Annotated in this window: 18 protein-coding genes and 1 riboswitch; of the genes, 8 read left to right on the top strand and 10 right to left on the bottom strand. The window is 74.5% G+C overall.

The window, feature by feature from the left end; translation table 11 throughout:
- Window positions 1-76: 76 nt before the first annotated feature.
- Window positions 77-1,057 carry an Lrp/AsnC family transcriptional regulator gene (locus tag ABD339_RS11065; protein ID WP_344565063.1) on the bottom strand — a complete coding sequence of 327 codons (981 nt, stop codon included), beginning with the start codon at window positions 1,055-1,057 and terminating at the stop codon, window positions 77-79.
- Between the two features lie 513 nt (window positions 1,058-1,570).
- On the opposite strand from ABD339_RS11065, the gene ABD339_RS11060 reads away from it, so the two are divergent.
- From ABD339_RS11060 to ABD339_RS11045, 4 genes are all read left to right on the top strand, one after another.
- Window positions 1,571-2,803, top strand: a complete 1,233-nt coding sequence (locus tag ABD339_RS11060) for a polyprenyl synthetase family protein (protein WP_344564752.1) — start codon at window positions 1,571-1,573, stop codon at window positions 2,801-2,803.
- Window positions 2,800-3,597 carry a class I SAM-dependent methyltransferase gene (locus ABD339_RS11055; RefSeq protein ID WP_344564748.1) on the top strand — a complete coding sequence of 266 codons (798 nt, stop codon included), beginning with the start codon at window positions 2,800-2,802 and terminating at the stop codon, window positions 3,595-3,597. Before ABD339_RS11060 ends, ABD339_RS11055 begins: the two co-directional genes overlap by 4 nt.
- 82 nt (window positions 3,598-3,679) lie before the next feature.
- Window positions 3,680-5,068, top strand: coding sequence for a 4-hydroxybenzoate 3-monooxygenase (locus ABD339_RS11050; RefSeq protein WP_344564745.1), 1,389 nt, complete (start codon window positions 3,680-3,682; stop codon window positions 5,066-5,068).
- Window positions 5,065-6,024 (top strand): UbiA family prenyltransferase, encoded by a 960-nt coding sequence (locus ABD339_RS11045; RefSeq protein WP_344564743.1) that lies wholly within the window; start codon window positions 5,065-5,067, stop codon window positions 6,022-6,024. The genes ABD339_RS11050 and ABD339_RS11045 overlap by 4 nt, the downstream gene beginning before the upstream one ends.
- 218 nt (window positions 6,025-6,242) lie before the next feature.
- Here ABD339_RS11045 and ABD339_RS11040 read toward each other — a convergent pair whose 3' ends face one another.
- Both ABD339_RS11040 and ABD339_RS11035 read right to left on the bottom strand, forming a co-directional pair.
- Window positions 6,243-7,115 carry an alpha/beta fold hydrolase gene (locus ABD339_RS11040; protein WP_344564741.1) on the bottom strand — a complete coding sequence of 291 codons (873 nt, stop codon included), beginning with the start codon at window positions 7,113-7,115 and terminating at the stop codon, window positions 6,243-6,245.
- Window positions 7,116-7,299: 184 nt separating this feature from the next.
- Entirely contained in the window at window positions 7,300-8,010 is a 711-nt protein-coding gene (locus ABD339_RS11035) for a maleylpyruvate isomerase N-terminal domain-containing protein (RefSeq protein ID WP_344564739.1), read from the bottom strand.
- A 127-nt stretch (window positions 8,011-8,137) separates the two neighbouring features.
- Between ABD339_RS11035 and ABD339_RS11030 the strand changes: the two genes are divergently transcribed.
- Window positions 8,138-8,497: an ester cyclase gene (locus tag ABD339_RS11030; RefSeq protein ID WP_344564738.1), complete on the top strand. Its 360-nt coding sequence runs from the start codon at window positions 8,138-8,140 to the stop codon at window positions 8,495-8,497.
- A gap of 26 nt (window positions 8,498-8,523) precedes the next feature.
- Here ABD339_RS11030 and ABD339_RS11025 read toward each other — a convergent pair whose 3' ends face one another.
- On the bottom strand, window positions 8,524-9,495 hold the full coding sequence (locus ABD339_RS11025; protein WP_344564737.1) for an NADP-dependent oxidoreductase: 972 nt from the start codon (window positions 9,493-9,495) through the stop codon (window positions 8,524-8,526).
- An 87-nt stretch (window positions 9,496-9,582) separates the two neighbouring features.
- Window positions 9,583-10,014 (bottom strand): CBS domain-containing protein, encoded by a 432-nt coding sequence (locus ABD339_RS11020; RefSeq protein WP_344564736.1) that lies wholly within the window; start codon window positions 10,012-10,014, stop codon window positions 9,583-9,585.
- 226 nt (window positions 10,015-10,240) lie between these two features.
- Window positions 10,241-10,463: riboswitch (cobalamin riboswitch) on the top strand.
- A gap of 178 nt (window positions 10,464-10,641) precedes the next feature.
- Here ABD339_RS11020 and metE point away from each other — a divergent pair.
- Window positions 10,642-12,972 (top strand): 5-methyltetrahydropteroyltriglutamate--homocysteine S-methyltransferase, encoded by a 2,331-nt coding sequence (gene metE, locus ABD339_RS11015; protein WP_344564734.1) that lies wholly within the window; start codon window positions 10,642-10,644, stop codon window positions 12,970-12,972.
- Between the two features lie 185 nt (window positions 12,973-13,157).
- Window positions 13,158-13,910, top strand: coding sequence for a uracil-DNA glycosylase (locus tag ABD339_RS11010; protein ID WP_344564732.1), 753 nt, complete (start codon window positions 13,158-13,160; stop codon window positions 13,908-13,910).
- Between the two features lie 72 nt (window positions 13,911-13,982).
- On the opposite strand, the gene ABD339_RS11005 is transcribed toward ABD339_RS11010, so the two are convergent.
- Both ABD339_RS11005 and ABD339_RS11000 read right to left on the bottom strand, forming a co-directional pair.
- Window positions 13,983-14,948, bottom strand: a complete 966-nt coding sequence (locus ABD339_RS11005; RefSeq protein ID WP_344564730.1) for a helix-turn-helix transcriptional regulator — start codon at window positions 14,946-14,948, stop codon at window positions 13,983-13,985.
- A gap of 430 nt (window positions 14,949-15,378) precedes the next feature.
- Complete coding sequence (locus tag ABD339_RS11000) at window positions 15,379-16,320, bottom strand: SbtR family transcriptional regulator (protein ID WP_344564728.1); 942 nt, start codon at window positions 16,318-16,320, stop codon at window positions 15,379-15,381.
- Window positions 16,321-16,455: 135 nt separating this feature from the next.
- Between ABD339_RS11000 and ABD339_RS10995 the strand changes: the two genes are divergently transcribed.
- Window positions 16,456-17,424 carry an NmrA family NAD(P)-binding protein gene (locus ABD339_RS10995; protein ID WP_344564726.1) on the top strand — a complete coding sequence of 323 codons (969 nt, stop codon included), beginning with the start codon at window positions 16,456-16,458 and terminating at the stop codon, window positions 17,422-17,424.
- Here the strand turns inward: ABD339_RS10995 and ABD339_RS10990 are convergent.
- The 3 genes from ABD339_RS10990 to ABD339_RS10980 all read right to left on the bottom strand — a co-directional run bounded on the left by ABD339_RS10990 (window position 17,399) and on the right by ABD339_RS10980 (window position 20,218).
- Window positions 17,399-18,172 (bottom strand): SDR family NAD(P)-dependent oxidoreductase, encoded by a 774-nt coding sequence (locus tag ABD339_RS10990; RefSeq protein WP_344564724.1) that lies wholly within the window; start codon window positions 18,170-18,172, stop codon window positions 17,399-17,401. The two genes, ABD339_RS10995 and ABD339_RS10990, sit on opposite strands and share 26 nt — an antisense overlap.
- A gap of 224 nt (window positions 18,173-18,396) precedes the next feature.
- Complete coding sequence (locus tag ABD339_RS10985) at window positions 18,397-19,491, bottom strand: cation diffusion facilitator family transporter (RefSeq protein ID WP_425575955.1); 1,095 nt, start codon at window positions 19,489-19,491, stop codon at window positions 18,397-18,399.
- 331 nt (window positions 19,492-19,822) lie between these two features.
- Window positions 19,823-20,218, bottom strand: coding sequence for a hypothetical protein (locus tag ABD339_RS10980; RefSeq protein ID WP_344564722.1), 396 nt, complete (start codon window positions 20,216-20,218; stop codon window positions 19,823-19,825).
- Between the last annotated feature and the right edge of the window lie 177 nt (window positions 20,219-20,395).

Below are 20,395 nucleotides of genomic sequence, written 5' to 3'. Positions count from 1 at the left end.
GGGTGCGAAGGGGGCAAAGGATGCGAAAGGTGCGGGTGCGAAGGATGCGGGGGGTGAAGGGGTGCGTGAAGAGGGGTCAGGCGAACTGGTCCATGCGGGTCCACGCGCCCTTGAGGGTGACCAGATGGAGGGTGATGTCGGAGGCGACGAGGCCGGGCAGCGCGCCGATCACGTCGTCGGTGTAGCGGAACAGGTCGGTACGGCGCGGTAGCACCATGTGTCCGACCAGGTTGAAGCGGCCTGTGGCGGCGGCCAGGAACTTCGTCCCCGGATGCTCGGCGAGCTGCCGTCCGGCCGCCTCCAGACGGCCGGGCTCGATCGACAGCCAGAGCATGAACTCCGCCTCGTAGCCCAGCAGCGCGGGCTCGACCAGGGTGCGGAAGTGCAGCGTGCCCCGGGCGACCATCCGCTCCAGCGCGCGGGCGACGCTGGACTCGCCGCGACCGAGCGTCCTGGCCAGCGTGCTGACGGGCATCCGGCCGTCCTTGGCGAGTTCGTCCACCACGGCGCTCTCCAGCGCGGTCAGCGGCGTCGGCGCCTGGCCCCAGCCCGCCCGCTCGTAGGGCAGGGTGCGCGCGGGGCGCAGGTCGGCCACCGCCTCCGGCGGGAGCAGGCCGGTGTCCCACAGCGCCGCCGAGATGAAATTGCGGATCACCGCGACATGTTCCGTGCTGGTGATCAGGTGTGCGCCCGGCAGATCGGTGTAGAGCAGGCGCAGCAGTTCCTCGTTGTCCCGGGCGACGAAGTCGACGATCAGGTCGGCCGTGCCGGTGACGAGGGCGAGAAAGCGGACCTCCGGGCGCTCGGCCAGCAGCTCGGCCAGCTCCAGCCCTTTGCCGGGCCGGGCCTGCGCCCGTACGAGCATCGAGGAGCCCGAGCCCGTGCGGTCCAGCTCGATGGTGCCGACCACGTGCAGCAGCCGCCGTTCGCGCAGGGAGTTGAACCGGCGCTGTGCCGTCGATTCGCTCGTTCCCGCCCAGCGGGCGATGGCGCTCCACGGCGCGCGACCGTTGAGCTGGATCGCCGCGATGATGCGGCGATCCAGCGCATCGATCATGTCGGCGCTCGCTCGCGGAATCATGGCCGAGACGGTAGGCAGCGCCTCACATCCCCGTCAATGCCGGAATCCCGCAGATCGTGGCCGCGGAGTCGGGAAATCCCGCGTACATCGGGGGTTCGGCAAGCGTTTCCCCCACGTCGTGCGCGGGATCGACCGCGCCGGGGCCGTGCCGGGGCCGTGCGGGATCCCGTCGCGACAGGGCGCGGAAAAGATCGCCGGGGCGGGAGGCCGGCCGGCGGGACGGCGGAGCGGGGCCCCGGCGGTACGGGGGCGGCCGGGCCCGGCGCGTGTCCCCGGGGTCGCCTGTCCCCGGAATCCGCGGAATTCGCGACCCCGCTGGTGGGGGACTGCGCACGGGCGCCCACGGCACCCTGAAGGGCTAACGCTCAGCGCGCCTGCCGCCGGGCCGTGGGGCCGCCGGTCGATGCTGCTCGACGTGCTGTCCCCGCGCGCGAGCCGCGCGCGGGGTGCGGCGCCTGCCACGCGCTCTTCGGAAGGCGGTTCATTGCGATGCGGCTCACCCCTGCGGGAGGACCTGAACCCCCGCTTGCCGAGTTGTGCGCGGCCGTCGAGGAGGGGGTCGAGCGCTGGCTGTCCGCCTCGGGGGACGATCGGCTGGCGGACGTGCACCGCTGGGCGCTGCTGCCCTCGGGCAAGCTGCTGCGCCCGCTGCTGCTGCTGACGTCCACGGGGGTGGTGGGCGGACGCTACGAGCAGGTGATGCCCGTCGCCGTCGGGGTCGAACTGGCGCACGTGGCGAGCCTGGTGCACGACGACATCATCGACCACGACGACCTGCGGCGCGGACGCGCCTCCGTGCGGCACCGCTTCGGCACCGCGCAGGCGATCCTGGGTGCCGACTCCCTCTTCTTCTCCCTCTTCCAGCAGCTCGGCGAGTGCCGCCGCCGGGGGGTGCCGGACGCGGCCGTCGTGGAGGTCATGGAACTCCTCGCGCGGGCGGGCCGTGAGGCGGCCTCCGGTGTCGTCCTGGAGATGACCCTCAGCGGCCCCCCGCCCGCCACCCCGGTACCGGCGGACGGGGGCGGCGGGGAAGGTGGGGACGACGGGGAAGGTGGGGAAGGTGGGGGCGACGGGGAAGGCGACAACGGCGACACCGAGGTCGCGGGCTATCTGGAGATGGTGCGCCTCAAGAGTGCGTCGCTGCTGCGCGCCGCCTGCCACGCCGGAGCCGTACTCGGCGGTGCCTCCCGGGCGCAGGCCGAGGTGCTGAGCCAGTACGGCCAAGCGCTGGGCATCGCCTTCCAGATCCGTGACGACCTGCTGCCCTACCGGCGCGGCCCACAGCCCGACGACAAGCCCTTCGACAGCGACCTGCGCAACCAGCGGCCCGCGCTGCCCCTGCTGCTCGCCCACCGCATGGGCACCCCGGCGGACCGGGCGCTGCTGGCCGCGCTGGCGGGCGAATGCGCGGGGCCGGCACCGGCGCCCCAGCCGCCCCACGGACATGTACGGCACGAGTCCGTACGGCACGCGCGTCTGCGCCGGGTCGTGGAGGAGACCGGCGCGCTCCGGGAGGCGCTGCGCATGGCCCAGGAGCAGGTGGAGGCGTGCCATCGCGCGCTGTCCGCGCTGCCCGCCGGGCGGGACCGCGACCTGCTGGCCGCGCTCGCCGAACAGCTCGCGGCCGACGGCGACGCGGGAAGCGGGGACACGGGAAGCGGGGACGGTTCCGGCCCCGCCGCGCCGACCTGTGCCGGGCGTGCGAAGACGCCGCTGCCGTGACGTTCGACATGCCCCGGGGCGGGCCCGAAGCGCCGTGGTGGGACCGGAAGTTCGAGACGGGGAGGGCCGAGTACATCGACCGTCCGGACAGCGGCGAGAAGTGCCACCGGGCGCTGCGCGGCCTCGACCGCCTCCAGCGCCTGACGCTGGGCTACCGCACCGTCGTCCGGCACGCGCTCGCGCAGCTCGACGGAGTGGACTCCCCGCGCGTCCTGGAGCTGGGGGCGGGGTACGGCCGGGTCGCACAGCGGCTCCTCGACCGCCACCCGACCGCGCGGGTCACGGTGAGCGACGTCAATCCGCGCGTGGTCGAGCGGCTTCGCGCGGGGCCCCTCGGGCGCCACCCCCGGGTGACGACGGCGGTGCTGGACGCGACGGACATCGACGCGCCGGACGGGGTCTGGGACCTGGCCGTATGCGCCACATCGGCGCACCACCTGCCGCCCGCGGGCGTGGCCGCGCTGCTGCGGGAGGGCACCCGGGTGGCCCGGCGCCTGCTGATCGTGGACGGCTGGCGCTCTCCGCTGCTGCTCGCCGCCGCGCCGCTGATGCTCCTCACCGGCGGCCTGCCACACGCGCACGACGGCGTCATCAGCCTGCGCAAGGTCTACAGCTCCGCCGCGCTGTACGCGCTCGCCGCACGCTGCGGCGCGCCCGTGCGGCTGCGGACGCGCTTCGCCCCGCCGGGCTGTCTCGTGGCCGTGGCGACCCGCCCGGCACCTCGGCGCCCCGGAGCCGTTGAGCACCACGACAACCGAGCGCGGCACGGCCACCGGGCACAGCACGACGGCTGAGCACGAGGCGGCGGCCGGGAGGCATGCCGGCGCAGACCCCGCGGGCCGGACGGGCGGCGGGACCACGGAGGGGAGCGGAACGATGAGCGGGACGCGGCGCCTGGTGCGTACTGAGGTGGGGATCGTCGGCGCGGGACCGGCCGGGCTGGTGCTGGCCAACGTCCTGCTGGCGGCCGGGATCGACGCGTACGTCGTGGAGCGCGGCTCGCGCGCCGAGGCCGAACAGCGGGCGCGCGCCGGGCTGTTGGAGCACCAGGTGGTGGAGTACCTGCGCGCGCACGGGCTGGCGGACCGCCTGCTGGCGGAGGGCACGCGGCACGGGTGGTGCGAGTTCCTGTGCGAGGGCGACCGGCTGCGGTTCGACTACGCCGCGCGTACTGGCGGGGCCCAGCACTGGGTCTACCCGCAGCAGTTCCTCGTACGGGATCTGATCGCGCGGCTGGAGGAGGCGGGACGGCTCCCGTTCTTCGGCTGTCCCGCCACAGCCGTCCACCCCGCACCGGACGGGGGAGGGGGAACGGGAGCCGGGAGGACGGGAGCGGAGGAGAGCGGTGCCACGGGGGCGGGGGCCGCGCGCATCGAGTGCGCGGAGCTGACCGTCGAGTGCGACTACGTGGTGGGGTGCGACGGCCGGCACGGGATCGCCCGCGCCGCCCTGCCCGAGGACATGCGCGGCGAGCTGACCCACCGCTACCCCTACGACTGGCTCACGCTGCTGACGGAGGTGGACCGGCAGGTCGAGGGCGTGCTGTACGCCGTGCACGAGGACGGGTTCGCCGGGGTGATGCCGCGCACCGGCGGGCTCGCCCGCGTCTACCTCCAGGTCCCGGCGGGTGACGAGGCCGGCCGGTGGCCCGAGGCGCGGGCGCGGGAGCGGCTGGCGGCGCGGCTGTCCGGCGCGCGGGACGCGCTGCCGCGCGTCGGCCGGGTCCTGGAGGCCGGGGTGCTGCGCATGCGCGGCGCCGTCGGCCGGCATCTCCGGTACGGGCGGCTGTTCCTCGCGGGCGACGCGGCGCACCTGCTGACGCCCTCGGGGGCCAAGGGCTTGAACCTCGCCGTCGCCGACGCCGCCGACCTCGCCCACGCCCTCGTCCGCCACTACCGGGACGGGGACGTAGCGGAGCTGGAGACGTACTCGCGGCGGCGGCTGGCGCACGCCTGGCGCGTACAGGAGTTCTCCGACCAGTTGCTGCGGCTGCTGCATCTGTCCGCTCCGGAGGCGAGCGGCGGCGCCCCGTTCACGCTGCGCCTGAAGCGGGAGCGGATCCAGCGGCTCATCGAACCGGGGCCGACGGGCGCGGTCTTCGCGCGGGAGTACGTGGGCTCCGGCGCGACGGTACCGGGCCCGGCGGCCCCACCCCTCCCCCCGCCGTCGCCCACCCCGTCCTCTCCAGGTTCCCCGTGTCCAGATTCCTCGCGTCCAGGTTCCCCGTGTACAGGTTCCTCGTGCCCGGTGGAGGCGGCCCGGTGACGACGGCGGTCGAGCATGTCAAAGCGCTGTACGGGCTCTCGCGGGGCACACAGGCCGCGTTGAGCGTGGCCCAGCCGCTGGTCGCGATGCTGCTCGCGGACACCGAGCCGGCGCCGGGCCGGCTGGCGATGGCCGTGGCCGGGGCCTTCGCCGGGTTCTTCGCGGTCTTCGCCGCCAACGACCTGCTGGATGCGCACCTGGACCGCCGCCGCGCGGAAGGCGCCGACGGCCGCGCGGCACCCCTCCCCCACGGGGCGGCGCCCGGTCCCGAGGGCCGGGTCGCGCCCGACCTCGACGGGGCCGGGGCCCGGCACCCGCTGGCCGGTGAGCGGCTCTCGTTCGCCGTGGCGCTGACGTGGGTGCTGGGGCTGAGCGCGGTGGCCCTGATGGTGGCCGCCGCGCTCAGCTGGGTGTGTGTGCTGCTGTTCGTCGTGGCGGCGCTGCTGGAAGCCGTGTACTGCCGACTGGCGACGGTCACCGCGTACAAGTGCGTGCTGAGCGGCGTGATGGTCGCGGTGGGGGCCTCGGCGGGCTGGTTCGCGTTCACCGACCGCGTCGATCCACTGCGGCTGGGCCTGTTCGCGCTGTGGATGGCCGCCTGGGAGACCGGCGGGCGCAACATCCCCAACGACCTGGCCGACCTCGCCGACGACGCCCCGCTGGGCATCCGTACCGTGCCGGTCGTCCACGGCCCCCGGCGAAGCGCCGTGCTGGCCTTCGCCCTTCTCGTCCTCGCGGCGCTGTCCGCGGGTGCGCTGGCGGTGGTCACGGTCGGCTCCTTCGGCACGGCCGGACTGGTGGGCACCTTGCTGGCGGGGGCCGTCACCCTGGTCGTGCCGGGGCTGCGCCTGCTGCGGCGTCCGGAGTCCGGCCCCGCCCTCTCCCTGTTCAACCGGGCCAGCTTCCATCCCGTCTGCGTGCTCGCGGCCTTCATCGCAGCGCTCGCGCTGAGCTGAGCTGAGGCTGGGCTGCGATGCACTGAGCTGAGCTGAGGCCGATATCCGCCCCATGTGCCGGTGGCCCGGCGCCGCCTGGAGCCGCTGGGCGTCGAGGTCGCCGAGACGGGTGAGGACGACGTACTGCGCACACTTTCGGTCATCTGCCGCCGCTTCGCGCTGACCGCCCGCCGCCACTGAGGCCGTCAGCCCCGCGCCGTTTCGCCCCTCCGGCCCCTTCACTGCGACGGCGGCGCCCCCGGCCGGGCCAAGTGGGCGCGCAGTGCGGCGAGTACGGGGGCGGGGCGCTCGACGTTGGCCAGGTGCGCGGCATCAGGTATCTCGACGAGTCGGGCGCCGGGGATGCCGTCGGCCAGTTCCCGGGCATGGGTGACGGGCGTCGCGAGGTCCTCGCGGCCCGCGAGGACCAGCGTGGGCACCGTGACGCGGGGGAGTTCCGCGCGCAGATCGAAGCCGGCCAGCACCTCGCACAGCCGGGCGTAGGCCACCGGGTCGGCGGTGCGCGTGTCCTCGACGAGGGTCCGCGCGGTGTCGCTGTCCGCGAAAGGCGGGGTGAACCAGCGGCCCTGCACGAGGCGGGCCATCGGTCCGGTGCCCTCGGCACGTACGAGCGCGGCGCGCTCGTACCACTCCTCGGGCGGCCCGAAGCGCGCCGAAGTGCACAGCAGCGCCAGCGAGTTCAGCCGCCGCGGGTGGTGGGCGGCGAGCCAGGTGCCCACGGCGCCGCCGAGCGAGATGCCCGCGTAGGCGAACCGCCCGACGCCCAGCGCGTCCGCCAGTGAGAGCACCCCCTCCCCCAGCCAGCCGACGTCCGCGCCCTTCGGCGGCAGTTCCGAGCCGCCGCCACCGCCCTCGCCGCCACCCCCTCCGCCACTGCCGTCGCTGCCGCCCTCGCTGTCCTCCCCGTCGCGGCCGTGGCCCGGGAGTTCCCAGCGCACGACACGGTGCGTGCGGGCCAGTGCGCCCGCCTGCGGGTCCCACACGCGCGAGGAGGTCCCCATGGAGGGCCCGAGGAATACGGCGGGCGCCCCGTCGGGCCCCTCCACCCGGTGGCGGGGCAGCCATCGCTGTCCGGCGCTGTCCACGGTCATCGCTCTCCTCGCACGGGTCGCGGGCGGTGCAGGGACGACGGAGCCCTGGCGCGTCCGCACCGGGCAACCACCGGAAAGAGTGACACGGCACCGAGCGGTCAGCGGCCCACACGGTCGAATCCGGCGTCACGCCTCGCCCGTCATGCCTCGCCCGTCAAGCCGCGCCTCACGGCGGCCGGAGCAGTCAGTAGCCGCTGAGGAGGGCCCGCACCCTGCGCAAGGTCTCCGGGCCGGCGGAGCTGTGCCAGCGGGAGGGGTCGGCGGGACGACGGCCCGCGAGCCGGATACTGCCGCCCTCGGCGTCGGCGGCGACCACGACATCGTCCATGCCCGGGGTGCGCAGGCGGCCCTCGACCCGTCCTTCGGGTCCCAGATCCAGTCCGGCGTATCCCCTCCGCAGCAGGGGCCGGCCGACCGAGAACACACTGTGTTCCGTCATCCACGGCTCGGTGAGGGCCCGCACCGCGGTGCGGTCGTCGCCGGTCAGGGCCCAACGGTGCAAGATCAGCTCCTCGCGCATATGTTCCGCGAAGGAGGGCACCCGCACGGACCGGCTCGTCCACATCACCTCCGTATCCGGTGACAGGTCCTGCACGGCGGCTTCGGTGACCTCGGTGAGCTGTTCGCAGCGGTTCAGAAAGGCGTCCCAGAGTTCGGCGTCGGACATCCGCCGGTAGGGCTCCTCGCGGTCGAAGCCTCTGGTCTCCACGGGCGCCCCCGCGTGGAACGCCCGGAGGACCCGGGCGAGTTCCCCGGCGTTGCCCGTCTGGTGCACGAGAACGTCGCGGACTGTCCACGCCTCGCACCAGGTCCCGTCGTCGGGGCGCCGCGCCTGCACGGCGCGGACGAAGGGGGCCAGCTCAGGCAGGGTCGCCTCGACCCGGGTGGGGGACATGGGCCATGGGTAGCCTGACCGGCCGCCCGGAAATCCTGGCGGGCACCCGGCGGAGTCGTGGGCGGACACGGCGGCGGCAGCGGTTGGTGCGGTTGTACGCCTGTGGTGCCGGTGTTTGACTGACCGTATGAGCGACGACGCCGCTGCCAAGGAGCTGTACCGCCGGTGGATCGAAGAGGCGTGGAACGGCTCGGCCGACGCCGCGCGCGAACTGGTCTCCGAGGATTTCGTCGGCCACTGGCCCGAGCACGACGTCCACGGCCCCGGCGAGCTGGTCGAGACGATCGCCCGGACCCACGGGATGTTCACCTCGCTGCGCTTCGAGGTGCAGGTCGGGCCCTTCGCGGGCGACGGCTATGTGGCGGGCCGGTGGAGCGGGAACGGCGGGACGGAGGACGGCGTGGCCGTCTTCTTCGGCAACGACATCCTCCAGATCCGGGACGGCCGCTTCACCGAATACTGGGTGGCCTCCGTGCAGACCGGCTGACCGGCCGCCCTCTCGCGGACACCGCGTCAGGAGGCGACCCGCAGGACGAGTTTGCCCCTGGTGCGGCCCGTCTCGCTGCGCCGGTGGGCCTCGCCGGCCTCCTCCAGCGGAAGCGCGTCCTCGACCTCGACGTGGATCGCGCCGTCGTCGATGAGCTGTGCGAGCCGGGCCAGCGCGTGCCCGTCCGGTTCGACGAGGAATCCGGTGGCGCGCAGGCCGCGCTCCCGTGCCGCGCTCCGCACCTCCCCGGGGACGCCCGAGGGGACGGCGACGAGCAGGCCGTTCTCGCGCAGGGTCGCCAGGGAGCGGGTGCTCGTACGGTCGGCGCCCTCGCCGATGAGGTCGATGACGACATCCACCTCACTGACCAGGTCCTCGAAGCGCTCCCAGGTGTAGTCGATGAGCTTGTCGGCGCCCAGCTCGCGCAGCCAGGCGTGCTTGGGCGCCCGCGCGGTGCCGATGACATGTGCGCCCAGGTGCTTGGCGAGTTGCACGGCGAAGTGGCCCACTCCCCCGGCGGCGGCGTGCACCAGCACCCGCTGCCCTTCCTGGACGGCGGCGGCGTCCACCACCGTCTGCCAGGCGGTGAGCGCCGCCAGCGGCACGCCCGCCGCGTGCTCGTGGTCCAGCGACTGCGGCTTACGGGCGAACTGCCGTGAGGGCGCGGTCACATACTCCGCGTACGCGCCGGCCTCGCGGGGGAACCAGGGCATCCCGTAGACCTCGTCGCCGGGCTGGAGGGTGTGGACGCCGAAGCCCACCTCTTCCACGATCCCGGAGACGTCCCAGCCGACGGTGAAGGGGGGATCGCCCAGGACGGCGGCCATGCCGTCGCCGGAGCGGGTCTTGATGTCCACCGGGTTCACCCCGGCCGCCATCACCCGCACCAGCACCTCGGTCGGCAGGGGCGATGGCCTGGTCTTCTCCACCGGCTTCAACGCCTCGGGCCCGCCGAAGGCGTCCTGGCTGATCGCACGCATCGTGCCCATCGTGCTCATCTCGCGCTCATCGTCTTCACCGGGGGCTTCCCGGAGCCGCCCTGGCGGTCCGCTTCCCCGGGAGCTGCCCTTGCTGCCTTGTCCGCCTCAGTAGTCCGCGGACAGCGCGTCCACGAGTGCGCCCGTGTCCGGGTGGGGCAGGGTGCGGGCGACATCCGCTACGGCGACCATGCCGACGAGCTGGTCCCCGTCGATCACGGGCAGCCGGCGTACCCGGTGCTGGGCCATGGTCGCGAGGACGTCCTCGGGGCTGTCGTCGGCGCCGATGGTGACGGCCTCGTGCTGGCTCAGGCTGCCCGCGGAGTACTCGGCCGGGTCCCGGTCGGCGCCGTACACCTTCACCACGAGGTCACGGTCGGTGACCACGCCCTTGAGTTTGTCGTCCTTGCCGCAGATGGGCAGCGCGCCCACGCCCAGCTCCTTCATCAGCCGGGCGGCGTCCGCCGCCGTCTGGTCGGTCCGTACACAGTCGGCGCCGCTGGTCATGATGTCGCGGACCGTGCGTGTTGTCGTGGTCATCGCTGACCCTCCTGCTTCGCTTCTCTCGGGTTCGTGCACTCGTGCCGTATCCGCCCCTCGACGGGGCGGCGCCCACCGGGTTGCCAACGGCGCGGGGGCCGAAACACCAGGGGCGGGCGGTGCGGAACGAGACGGGAGCGACCGTCGGAAGGAGCGGGGCGAACCCTCCGGACGGTCGGGTCGGCGACCGTCGCGTGCGCACTGGTCACCGCCGTGCGGCGCCGTCTACGCTGAGCGGGCAGCTGGTTCGCCCCGCCCGCCAGGCGGGAGGCGTCGTAAGAGGGAACCCGGTGGGAATCCGGGACTGCCCCGCAGCGGTGAGCGGGAACGACCGCCGTCATGAGCACTGGGCCCGTACGGTCCCGGGAAGCGACGGCCAGTAGGTGCCCGCCGGGAGACCGGCAGGCGTGCCCGCGAGTCCGAAGACCTGCCCGTTGCCCGCACGCGCCGACCGCGTGCGGCCCCGGTGACCTCGCGGGCGGGTTGGGGGCACCCCGGACCCGTCCGGGGAGTCGAGAGCAGGCGGACAGGCGTGCGCAGCCGGGCGCGCCCTCGCGCCGGGCCACCCTCCTTCACCTCCGCGTCCGTGCCGGGACCGCTGGAGACACGCTCGCGAAGGAGAGTTCCGTGACAGCCGAGTCCGCAGCCGCAGCAGCGCACGCCACCGTGTACGGCTACCCGCGCCAGGGCCCCGACCGGGAACTGAAGAAGGCCATCGAGGGGTACTGGAAGGGCCGCGTCAGCGCGGCGGCCCTCCGGGAGACCGCCGCCCGCCTGCGCCGCGCCACCTGGCGGCAGCTCGCCGACAGCGGCATCCACGAGGTGCCCACCGGGGACTTCTCCTACTACGACCACATGCTGGACACCACCGTCATGACCGGCGCGATCCCCGACCGGCACCGCGCCGCCGTCGAAGCCGACGCGCTGGACGGCTACTTCGCGATGGCCCGCGGCACCCAGGAGGTGGCGCCGCTGGAGATGACCAAGTGGTTCGACACCAACTACCACTACCTGGTACCCGAGTTGGGGCCCGACACCGTGTTCGCGGCCGACTCCGCCAAGCAGGTCGCCGAACTGAGGGAAGCCCTCGCTCTCGGCCTGACGGCGGCCCGGCCCGTCCTCGTCGGACCCGTCACCTATCTGCTGCTGGCCAAGCCGGCGCCGGGGGTCGCGGCGGACTTCGAGCCGCTGACGCTGCTGGAGCGGCTGCTGCCCGTCTACGCGGAGGTCCTCGCCGACTTGCGGGCAGCCGGCGCCGAATGGGTGCAGCTGGACGAGCCCGCGCTGGTCCAGGACCGCACGCCGGCCGAGCTGGAGGCGACCGGCCGCGCCTACCGGGAACTCGCGGCAGGCACCGACCGCCCCAAGCTCCTGGTCGCCTCGTACTTCGACCGGCTCGGCGACGCCTTGCCCGCATTGACCAGGACGCCCATCGAGGGCCTCGCGCTGGACTTCACAGGGCCGGCGGCGGGCAACGTGGAAGCGCTCGCGGCCGTGGGCGGGCTGCCGGGCAGGCGGCTGGTCGCCGGGATCGTCGATGGGCGCAACATCTGGATCAACGACCTGGAGAAGTCCCTGGCGACCCTCGGCACCCTGCTCGGCCTCGCCGGCCGGGTCGATGTCGCGGCCTCCTGCTCGCTGCTGCACGTCCCGCTGGACGCCACCGCCGAGCGCGACATCGACCCCGGAATCGCCCGCTGGCTCGCCTTCGCCCGCCAGAAGACCGGCGAGATCGTCACCCTCGCCCGCGGACTGAGCCACGGCACCGAGGCCGTGTCCGGACAACTCGCCGCCAACCGGGCCGACTTGACCTCCCGCTCGGGCTCCCCGCTCATCCACGACCCGGCTGTGCGCGCCCGCGCCGCCGCCGTGACCGACGCGGACACCCGGCGCTTCCCCGCCTACCCCCAGCGTGCCCCGGCGCAGCGCGCCCACCTGGGGCTGCCGCTGCTGCCGACCACCACGATCGGCTCGTTCCCACAGACGCCGCAACTGCGCACAGCCCGCGCCGACCTGCGCGCCGGCCGTATCGGCACAGCGGCGTACGAGGAGCGCATCGAGGCCGAGATCGGCGAGGTGGTGGCCTTCCAGGAGGAGACCGGCATCGATGTGCTCGTACACGGCGAGCCCGAACGCAACGACATGGTGCAGTACTTCGCCGAACGGCTCAGCGGCTACCTGGCCACCCGGCACGGCTGGGTGCAGTCCTACGGCACCCGCTATGTGCGCCCGCCGGTACTGGCCGGGGACATCTCCCGGCCCGACCCGTTGACCGTGCGCTGGACGTCGTACGCGCAGTCACTGACCGAACGGCCCGTCAAAGGCATGCTGACCGGGCCCGTCACCATGCTGGCCTGGTCCTTCGTCCGCGACGACCAGCCGCTCGGCGACACGGCACGGCAGGTGGCGCTCGCGCTGCGCGACGAAGTGGCCGACCTGGAGGCCGCGGGCACCTCCGTCATCCAGGTGGACGAGCCCGCGCTGCGCGAGACGCTGCCGCTGCGCGCCGCCGACCGGGACGGGTATCTGGCGTGGGCGACCGAGGCGTTCCGCCTCACCACCGCCGGGGTGCGCCCGGACACCCAGATCCACACCCACATGTGCTACGCGGAGTTCGGCGACATCGTCCAGGCCATCGACGACCTGGACGCCGACGTCATCAGCCTGGAGGCGGCCCGCTCCCATATGCAGGTGGCCCGCGAGCTGGCCGCGCACGGCTACCCGCGCGAGGCCGGCCCCGGCGTGTACGACATCCACTCCCCGCGCGTCCCCAGCGCCGGGGAGGCGGCGGGCCTGCTCCGCAAGGGACTTGAGGCCATCCCCGCCGACCGCCTGTGGGTCAACCCCGACTGCGGACTGAAGACCCGCGCCTGGCCCGAGACCCGCGCCTCGCTGGAGAACCTGGTCGCCGCCGCCCGGACGGTCCGCGCGGAACTCCCCGACGCCGCCACGCACTGACCGACCGGCGGTACCCGGCCGGGACGCGGCTGCCGTCCCGGCCGGGCAGGCAGGAGGGCGGGCGGGCAGGCAGGCGGGCGGGCGGGCGGGCGATCATGGTGGGGAAGCGGGGTACCCGGAGGAGAGGCACCGGCCCGGGCGGGCGGAGCACGGGACGCGGAGCGGGACGGAGAGGGTGGTAGCGGATGACGTACCCCGAGGAGCGGGCAGCCGCCGCGCACGATCTGGCGGCGCTCGGCACGGCGCTGACCGACTGCCGGTCCTGCCCACGGCTGGTGGAGTGGCGGGAGGAGGCCGCGCGCGTGAAGCGCCGCGCGTTCGCCGACTGGGACTACTGGGCGCGGCCCGTACCGGGGTTCGGGCCGACGGATGCCCGGATGCTGCTGGTCGGCCTGGCCCCGGCGGCGCACGGCGGCAACCGCACGGGCCGCATGTTCACGGGGGACCGCGCGGGCGACGTACTCGTGGAGGCCCTGCACGCGCTCGGCCTCGCCAGCCGGCCCCACTCCGTCCACCGGGGCGACGGGCTGGAGCTGCGCGGGGTGCGCTGCACCGCGCCGGTGCACTGCGCGCCGCCCGCGAACAAGCCCACCCCCGGCGAACGGGACACCTGCCGCCCCTGGCTGGCCCGCGAGCTGGAGCTGTTGCGGCCCACCGTGCGCGGCATCGTCGCGCTGGGCGCCTTCGGCTGGCAGGCGGTACTGCCGGTGCTGCGCGCCGCCGGCTGGACGGTTCCGCGCCCCCGCCCGGCCTTCGGCCACGGCGCCCGGGTCCTGCTGCCGCACAGCGGCGACGGCCCGGAACTGACGCTCCACGGCTGCTACCACGTCAGCCAGCAGAACACTTTCACCGGCAAGCTGACCCCCGCCATGCTGCGGGAGGTCCTCGGCGCGGCGGCCGAGGAAGCCGGTATCCCGCTGGGCCGGCACAGGAAGTGAGCGCCTCCGGCCCCTCATGCCCGCCACCCGCCGCGCCCCGGTACCGCGAACAACCCTCCGGCGCCCTGGCGTTCAGGGCAGCAGGCCGTGGCGGCGGGCGGCGGCGACCGCCTGGTGGCGGCCGTGCGCTCCCAGTTTGCGGGTGGCGCTGCGCAGATACGCCTTGACCGTCTCGGCCTCCAGGCAGAGCCGTCGCGCGGCCTCGGCGTTGGTGCAGCCGAGTGCGACGTAGGAGAGCACGTCCAGTTCACGGGGCGAGAGCCGGGGCACCGGCGCGCCGCGACTCTGGTCCCCGCCGCCGGTTCCGGCGCCCGGCGCCCCGGTAGCGCCCACGCGCAGAAAGCGGTCGCAGGCGTGCCGCAGCCGGTCACGCAGCGCCGTGTCCTCGATCTCATGGGCGATACCGCGCAGTTCGGCGTGCAGATCACGCAGCGCGTCCGTTCCGGGTGAAGGCGGCGGGGGCGGCGCCTGTGCGGCGGTCTCCATCCGCCGGACGCGCCGCTCGACCTCGTCCCGCACCGCGATCTCCCCGGCGAGCCGCCGCGCGGCGTCCATGAGCACACCGGTCGTACGGTCCCCCAGCGGCGCGGCGTCCTTGACCGCGGCGTACAGCACCCCGCGCACCCCGCCCTGGACGGAGACGGGCGCGGCGGCGATGGCGCGAAGCCCCTCCCGGACGACGGGGCTGTCGTAGTCGTGGGTGATGGTGGCCGCCGGTACGTAGTCGTTGACGGCGTACGGGCGTTGGTGTGCGAGGACGTAGCCGCCCAGCCCCCTGCCCGGCGCCACGCGCAGGCCGACCATGGCATCGCCGTGCGTCCCGGCGAACTCCGTGAGCCCCAGCGCCCCGTCCTCCACCTGCCCGCCGAAGACGACCCGCACCCCGGCGCGGCGGCGGGCCAGGCGAATGGCGTGCCGGAACGCGTCCGCGTGGTCGGAGCGTGCCGGGGAGCGGGCGGCGGACAGGGCGGGCGCGGAGCCCGGCGAGGACGTCGCCGGTGTGACGGGCGTCGAGCGGGTGGCGGGTGTGGAAGGCAACGTGGCCTCCTCGGGGAGAGCGGTGCGAGCGGTCGGCCGTGCGGGTCCGACGAGGCGGGGGTCAGGCGGACCGGCCGCCCCGGCGGAGAGGGGGCCCGCAACCGCGGGGGTGTTGGGCCCCGGGCCGGTCAACACGAGGGACGTTCGCGCCTCCCGGCCGCCCCTATCTTGCCCGCCCCCCGCCGCCCGGACCGAATCCGGCGTACGTACCCGCCGTACCCGCGCACGCGTACGCGCACCTTCACGCGCGCGGGCATGTGCGCGGCGCGGCGCGGGCGTGGCGCGGGCACCGCGCGCTGCGCGGGCACCGACGGCAGTCCGCTCGCCCCGCAGCCGGCGTCGCCGTGCGAGGAGGGGACTTCCGGGCCGGGGCCGGGCCCGGCGCCCCGTGCCGCCGCGAAGCCGCCCTCCGCCACCGCCATCGTCACCGTCACGACCGCCCGCGTGCCCGGCGCCGGTGGGCCTTCTGTCGGCAGGCTGCTCCGCAGAAGCGGGCGGGGCGGCCGGTTCTGGCGGTGGGGACGGGGGCACCGCACATGCCGCAGGGCTGGGGTCCGAGACGTCGCCCGGCCGCCTCGCCGAGGGTTTCGTCACCAGGTTCCGTTACGGACGCCGGTTCCGCGCGCAGCCCGTCGCACATGACCGCCGTCAGCACCCCGGCCCTGATTCCCGCTCCGGCCCCGGCCCGCGCGCCGCCCCCGCCGGGGCCCTTGGGCCGCCGCTCCCTCTCCTGCCGCTGTTCCATCGCCGCGCACCCCACCAGCAGCGCCTGCACCTCCGCGGGGGTGACATCGGGCCTGACCGCTCCCGCCGCCTGGGCGCGTTCCAGCAGTGTGGCCAGGATGCGGCCGTATTCGCGCCGGGCGTCCGGCGCGGTCTCCGGCGGGCTGCCGTCCGGGGCCTCGCGCGCGAGCGCCTCGCACAGCGCACGGTTGAGCGAGGCGTGCTCGACCACGCGCTGCGCGAGCGCCTCGCACAGCGCACGGTTGAGCGAGGCGTGCTCGACCACGCGCGTAACGAAACCGAAGAACGCCGCACCCGCGCCCCCGGCTTCCGGGGTCTCCCCGGAGGCTCGGGGGCCGACGGCCCCTCCGGCCCCCGTGGCGTTCCCCGCCGCGACCAACTCGCGCCCCTCGGCGACGAATTCCTCGACGCTTTCGGTGATGACCGCCTCGAACAGTGCCTTCTTGGAGGGAAAGTGCCGGTAAACCGTCCCGGCGCCCACCCCCGCACGGCGGGCGATCTCGCCGAGGGGTGCGATTCTGCCCTCGGCCGCGAACGAGGCTCTGGCCGCCGCCAGCACGCGCGCCCTGTTCCGCCTGCCGTCGGCCCGCCCGGCCGGGACCGGCGACGAAGCCGTCTCCTGCGCCATGTGCTTCCCTCCGCGCTTCTCCTCCAGCGTCCGCGAACACCCGACCGGGTCGCCCGCGGGCCGCACTTGACATCCGGGTCGCGCGTTCCGCTACGTTAACCGGGTTGCCCGTTCCGATTGTATCCGGAGGCTTCCATGTCCACGACCGCGCCCACGACCACGCCGACGACTGTGCCCAGGGCCGGGAAGACCGTCCTCGTCACCGGTGCGACCGGCCAGCAGGGCGGCGCCACCGCGGGGCGGCTGCTCGCCGACGGCTGGCACGTCCGCGCCCTGACCCGCGACGCGTCGGGACCTGCGGCGCGCGCCCTCGCCGAGGCGGGCGCCGAGGTGCTGACGGGCGACATGGACGACCCCGCCTCACTCCGCGCCGCCGTCGAGGGGGCCCACGGCGTCTTCAGCGTCCAGCCCACCCCCGGCATGCCCGGCCTGCCGCCCGGCTACGGTCCGGCGGACGAGGTACGCCGGGGCCGGGCCGTCGCGGACGCCGCACGCGCGGCGGGCGCCGGTCACCTCGTCTACGCCTCGGCCTTCGGCGCCCGGCAATCCACCGGGCTCACCACGTTGGAGAGCAAGCGCGCGGTAGAGGACCACATCGCCTCCCTCGGTATCCCGGCGACGGTGCTGCGCCCGGCCTCCTTCATGGAGAACCTGCTCCACCCCGTGTGGGGTCTGCGGGACGGTGCGCTGGCGACGCCCTACGAGCCCCGCACGCGCCAGCAGTTCATCGCCCTGGCGGACATCGCCGCCTTCGCCGCCTTCGCGTTCGAGGACCCGGCCCGCTTCCGGGGCCGCGCGTTCGATCTCGCGGGGGACACCCTCACCCCGCCGGAGACGGCCGCCGCGATCAGCCGCGCCACCGGCCGGACCGTCCCGTACGTGCAGGTCCCCATCGAGACCATCCGCGCACGGAGCGAGCAGGCGGCGCGCGGCATCCAGTCGCTCAACGACGGCCTGTACGAACTGGTCGACACCGAGGCTCTGCGCACGCTCCATCCCGGCCTGCTGACCTTCGACGCCTGGCTGAAGCAGACCGGCACCGCCGCCTTCACCGCGCTGCTCGGCCCCGTGGAGGGCGTCACCGCAGGTAGGAGGCCCCGTTGAGGTCGAGTACGGCGCCCGAGGACCAGACCGCGCCCGGCGAGGCGAGGTAGACGACGGCCTCGGCGATCTCCTCCGCTGACCCCACCCGGCCGAACGGGCTCTGCGCCCGCACCGTGTCGCCCTCGGCGCCGGCCAGCTTCGCGGCCTGCCGCTCCGTGGCGACGAAACCCGGCGCCACCGAGGTGACAGCGATCTGATGGGGCGCCAGGGCTACCGCGATCGACTGGCCGAACGCCTGGAGGGCGGCCTTGCCCGCCCCGTAGGCCGGGTGGTCGGGCTCGCCGCGGTAGGCGCCCCGGGAGCCCACGTTGACGATGCTGCCGGGCGCGCCGCGACGGATCAGCTGGTCGGCGAAGGCCCAGGTGACGTTCGCCGCTCCGAGAAGGTTGGTGCTGATCATCGAGTTCCACGCCTCGGTCCACGCCTCCCAGCCGACCTCGCCGATCCGGTGCCGGTTGGCCGGACCCGGGGCCACAGCGGCGTTGTTCACCAGGACATCGAGGGCGGGCAGGCCCCGCACAGCCTCATCGACGATGTGGCGCGCGGCGGACGGATCGGCCAGGTCCCCGCCGACGACCGTGTGCCCCTCGCCGGGCAGGAGGGCGAGAGTGTGCTCGGCGTCCTCGCGGTGGTGCCCGTAGTGGACGGCGACCCGGTGTCCGTTCGCCGCCAGGGCGATCGCCGTCGCGCGTCCGATACCGCGCGAGGCACCCGTCACGAGCGCTCCACGGAACGTGCCGTCCCCCACGTGCGGCCCCTTTCCCCGCTGCTGAATTCCCCGCGGGTCGCTTCCCCGCTGATGACCGGCTCCCGCCGGTAAGTGGCCCGCAGCTTGCGACAGTGTTCCACCCCATGTCAACGCCGACTCGTGGCAGGAAACGGGGAACGCGTGCGACCGGAGCGGGCCCCGGCGCCGAGAGGGCGGCAGGGGGCAGGGGCGGCAGCGCGGCGAGGGGCGATGTCGCCTCACACCTACTTCGCCGCTTCCGCCGCTTCCGCCGCTTCCTCCGCCGCTTCCAGGCGGCGGTCCAGCGCCGCGCGTTCGCGGAGGGCGTGGCGGCGGTCCTCTGCGGAGGCATCGATGACATCGAGGAAGACCTGGTCCAGGCCCGGACACTCCCGCTCCAGCCCGTGTTTGATGCGCACCAGCGCGGCTTCGACGACTTCGCTGTCCAGGTCGGGGACGAGATCGACGCGGGCGGCGAGCATCACGGAGTCGGGCCCCAAGTGCATGGTGAGAGCCGCGGTGACGGTATCGATCTCCGGCTGCTCGCCGAGGTAGTCGCGGATGCGACGCTGCAACTCCGGGTCCGCCGCCTCACCGATCAGCTGGTCCTTGGCGCTGCGGCCGAGCGCGTACGCGATGTAGACCAGCAGCGTCCCGATGAGCAGCGAGGCGACGGCCTCGTAGACGACCTCGCCGGTGGCCATGTGGAGCCCCATGCCGACGAGCGCGAGCAGCACTCCGAGGCAGGCGGTGCCGTCCTCGGCCAGTACCGTGCGCAGCGCCGGGTCGTTGCTGCGCCGTACCTCGGTCCGCATGCGCCGGCCCGCCGCACGGGCCTGCGCCCGGACCTGGAGCAGGGCCCGTACCAGCGAGGCGCCCTCCGCCAGCAGCGCGACGAACAGGACACTCAGCCCGACGGCATAGCCGGTCCTCGTCTCGGAGCTGCCCGTGGTGAGGGCCTCGAACCCCTGGAAGAAGGAGAAGCAGCCTCCGGTGACGAAGATCCCGACGGCCGCAATCAGCGACCAGAAGAACCGCTCCTTGCCGTAGCCGAAGGGGTGTCCGGCGTCGGGTGGCCGCTTGCTGCGCTTGAGCGACGCGAGCAGGAAGACCTCGTTGAGGCTGTCGGCCACCGAGTGCGCCGCCTCCGAGAGCAGCGCCGGGGAGGCCGACAGCAGACCACCGGCGAGTTTGGCCACGGCGATCAACAGGTTGGCGCCCAGGGCTACCCAGACAGTGACCTTTGTCTCGCCGTCCCGGCCCGTGTGCGTGTCCATGTCCGTGCGCGTGTCCGCGCCCGTGTCCGTGGCCGTGTCCGTCCGCGTGTCCTGCCCGCTCATCGGCTCCCTCTCGGCTCGTCGTCCGTGGCGCGACCTCGTCACGCACCGGGGCCAGGTACCCGCGTCGCGGGAGCCGAGACGGGGCGCTCGGGGCAGGGAAGGGCGCGCCCAGGTCCGGGGCGGGGCGGGATGGGTGCGTGGTGTGGGTGAGGGGAGCGAGGCGAGCGGTACGAACGGTGCGGGGAGGGCTCGGGCCCGGGCCGTCAGGCGCCGGGGCGCCTCGTCGATGCGGACACCTCGGGCGTCTCGGGGGCCTCAGCCTCCCCGCCACCTCAGGCACATCGGAACTCGGCGTCGCGGGTGCGCCATGAGCCGCGCGCGTTCCGCGGCCTCAGACGTTCTCCGGGGCCGATTCGAGCCCGTACTGCTGCCCGGCGCCCCAGTCGGCGTCCGCAGCACCAGCGGCACCAGTGGCGCCAGCAGTTCCTGTGGCACCAGCGTCCGGTCCGGGCACAGCCTCGGCCCCGGCGCCGGCTTGCGCATCCGCGCTCGCGCCCGTGTTCACGCTCGTATGCGTGTTTGCTTCCGCGCCCGCGCCCAGATGCGTGTGCGTGTGCGCACCCGCGTCCGCATCCGCGCTCGTTCGGACCCCGGCGCTGATCTCCCGCAGGCCCTCGGACTGCGCCCGCACGCCCTCCGCGGCTTCGCGAGCCGCGGCCAGCACATCGCCCTGTTCTTCGATGAGGCTGTCGTAGATCGGCGCCCCGGGTTGGTGATCGGTCGGCATCGCGGCCGGTCCTCCCTGATACGTGCGAATGTTCCAAAGTCGTCGTGCGACGACCGGTAGAGGACCATACGCGCCCCTTGCCGTGGCCCGCTCCCCGGGGGAGCGGGAAGCGGAACGCAGGGCTTCATCACCACCTGTCCCCATTCACCCCTCTCATCGGCACGGTCCCGATCAGCC

Source organism: Streptomyces axinellae, from assembly GCF_039532135.1.
GTDB lineage: Bacteria > Actinomycetota > Actinomycetes > Streptomycetales > Streptomycetaceae > Streptomyces > Streptomyces axinellae.
This window is presented reverse-complemented; position numbering and strand designations above follow the sequence as displayed.

Excerpts from the sequence above, each read along its gene's own strand:
- ABD339_RS11060 (WP_344564752.1), top strand. The coding sequence starts at position 1,571 with ATGCGGCTCACCCCTGCGGGAGGACCTGAACCCCCGCTTGCCGAGTTG.
- ABD339_RS11030 (WP_344564738.1), top strand. The coding sequence starts at position 8,138 with ATGAGCGACGACGCCGCTGCCAAGGAGCTGTACCGCCGGTGGATCGAA.
- ABD339_RS10980 (WP_344564722.1), bottom strand. The coding sequence starts at position 20,218 with ATGCCGACCGATCACCAACCCGGGGCGCCGATCTACGACAGCCTCATC.
- ABD339_RS11000 (WP_344564728.1), bottom strand. The coding sequence starts at position 16,320 with ATGGCGCAGGAGACGGCTTCGTCGCCGGTCCCGGCCGGGCGGGCCGAC.
- ABD339_RS11010 (WP_344564732.1), top strand. The coding sequence starts at position 13,158 with ATGACGTACCCCGAGGAGCGGGCAGCCGCCGCGCACGATCTGGCGGCG.
- ABD339_RS10995 (WP_344564726.1), top strand. The coding sequence starts at position 16,456 with ATGTCCACGACCGCGCCCACGACCACGCCGACGACTGTGCCCAGGGCC.
- ABD339_RS11040 (WP_344564741.1), bottom strand. The coding sequence starts at position 7,115 with ATGACCGTGGACAGCGCCGGACAGCGATGGCTGCCCCGCCACCGGGTG.
- ABD339_RS11050 (WP_344564745.1), top strand. The coding sequence starts at position 3,680 with ATGAGCGGGACGCGGCGCCTGGTGCGTACTGAGGTGGGGATCGTCGGC.
- ABD339_RS10985 (WP_425575955.1), bottom strand. The coding sequence starts at position 19,491 with ATGAGCGGGCAGGACACGCGGACGGACACGGCCACGGACACGGGCGCG.
- ABD339_RS11020 (WP_344564736.1), bottom strand. The coding sequence starts at position 10,014 with ATGACCACGACAACACGCACGGTCCGCGACATCATGACCAGCGGCGCC.
- ABD339_RS11025 (WP_344564737.1), bottom strand. The coding sequence starts at position 9,495 with ATGAGCACGATGGGCACGATGCGTGCGATCAGCCAGGACGCCTTCGGC.
- ABD339_RS11035 (WP_344564739.1), bottom strand. The coding sequence starts at position 8,010 with ATGTCCCCCACCCGGGTCGAGGCGACCCTGCCTGAGCTGGCCCCCTTC.
- ABD339_RS11065 (WP_344565063.1), bottom strand. The coding sequence starts at position 1,057 with ATGATCGATGCGCTGGATCGCCGCATCATCGCGGCGATCCAGCTCAAC.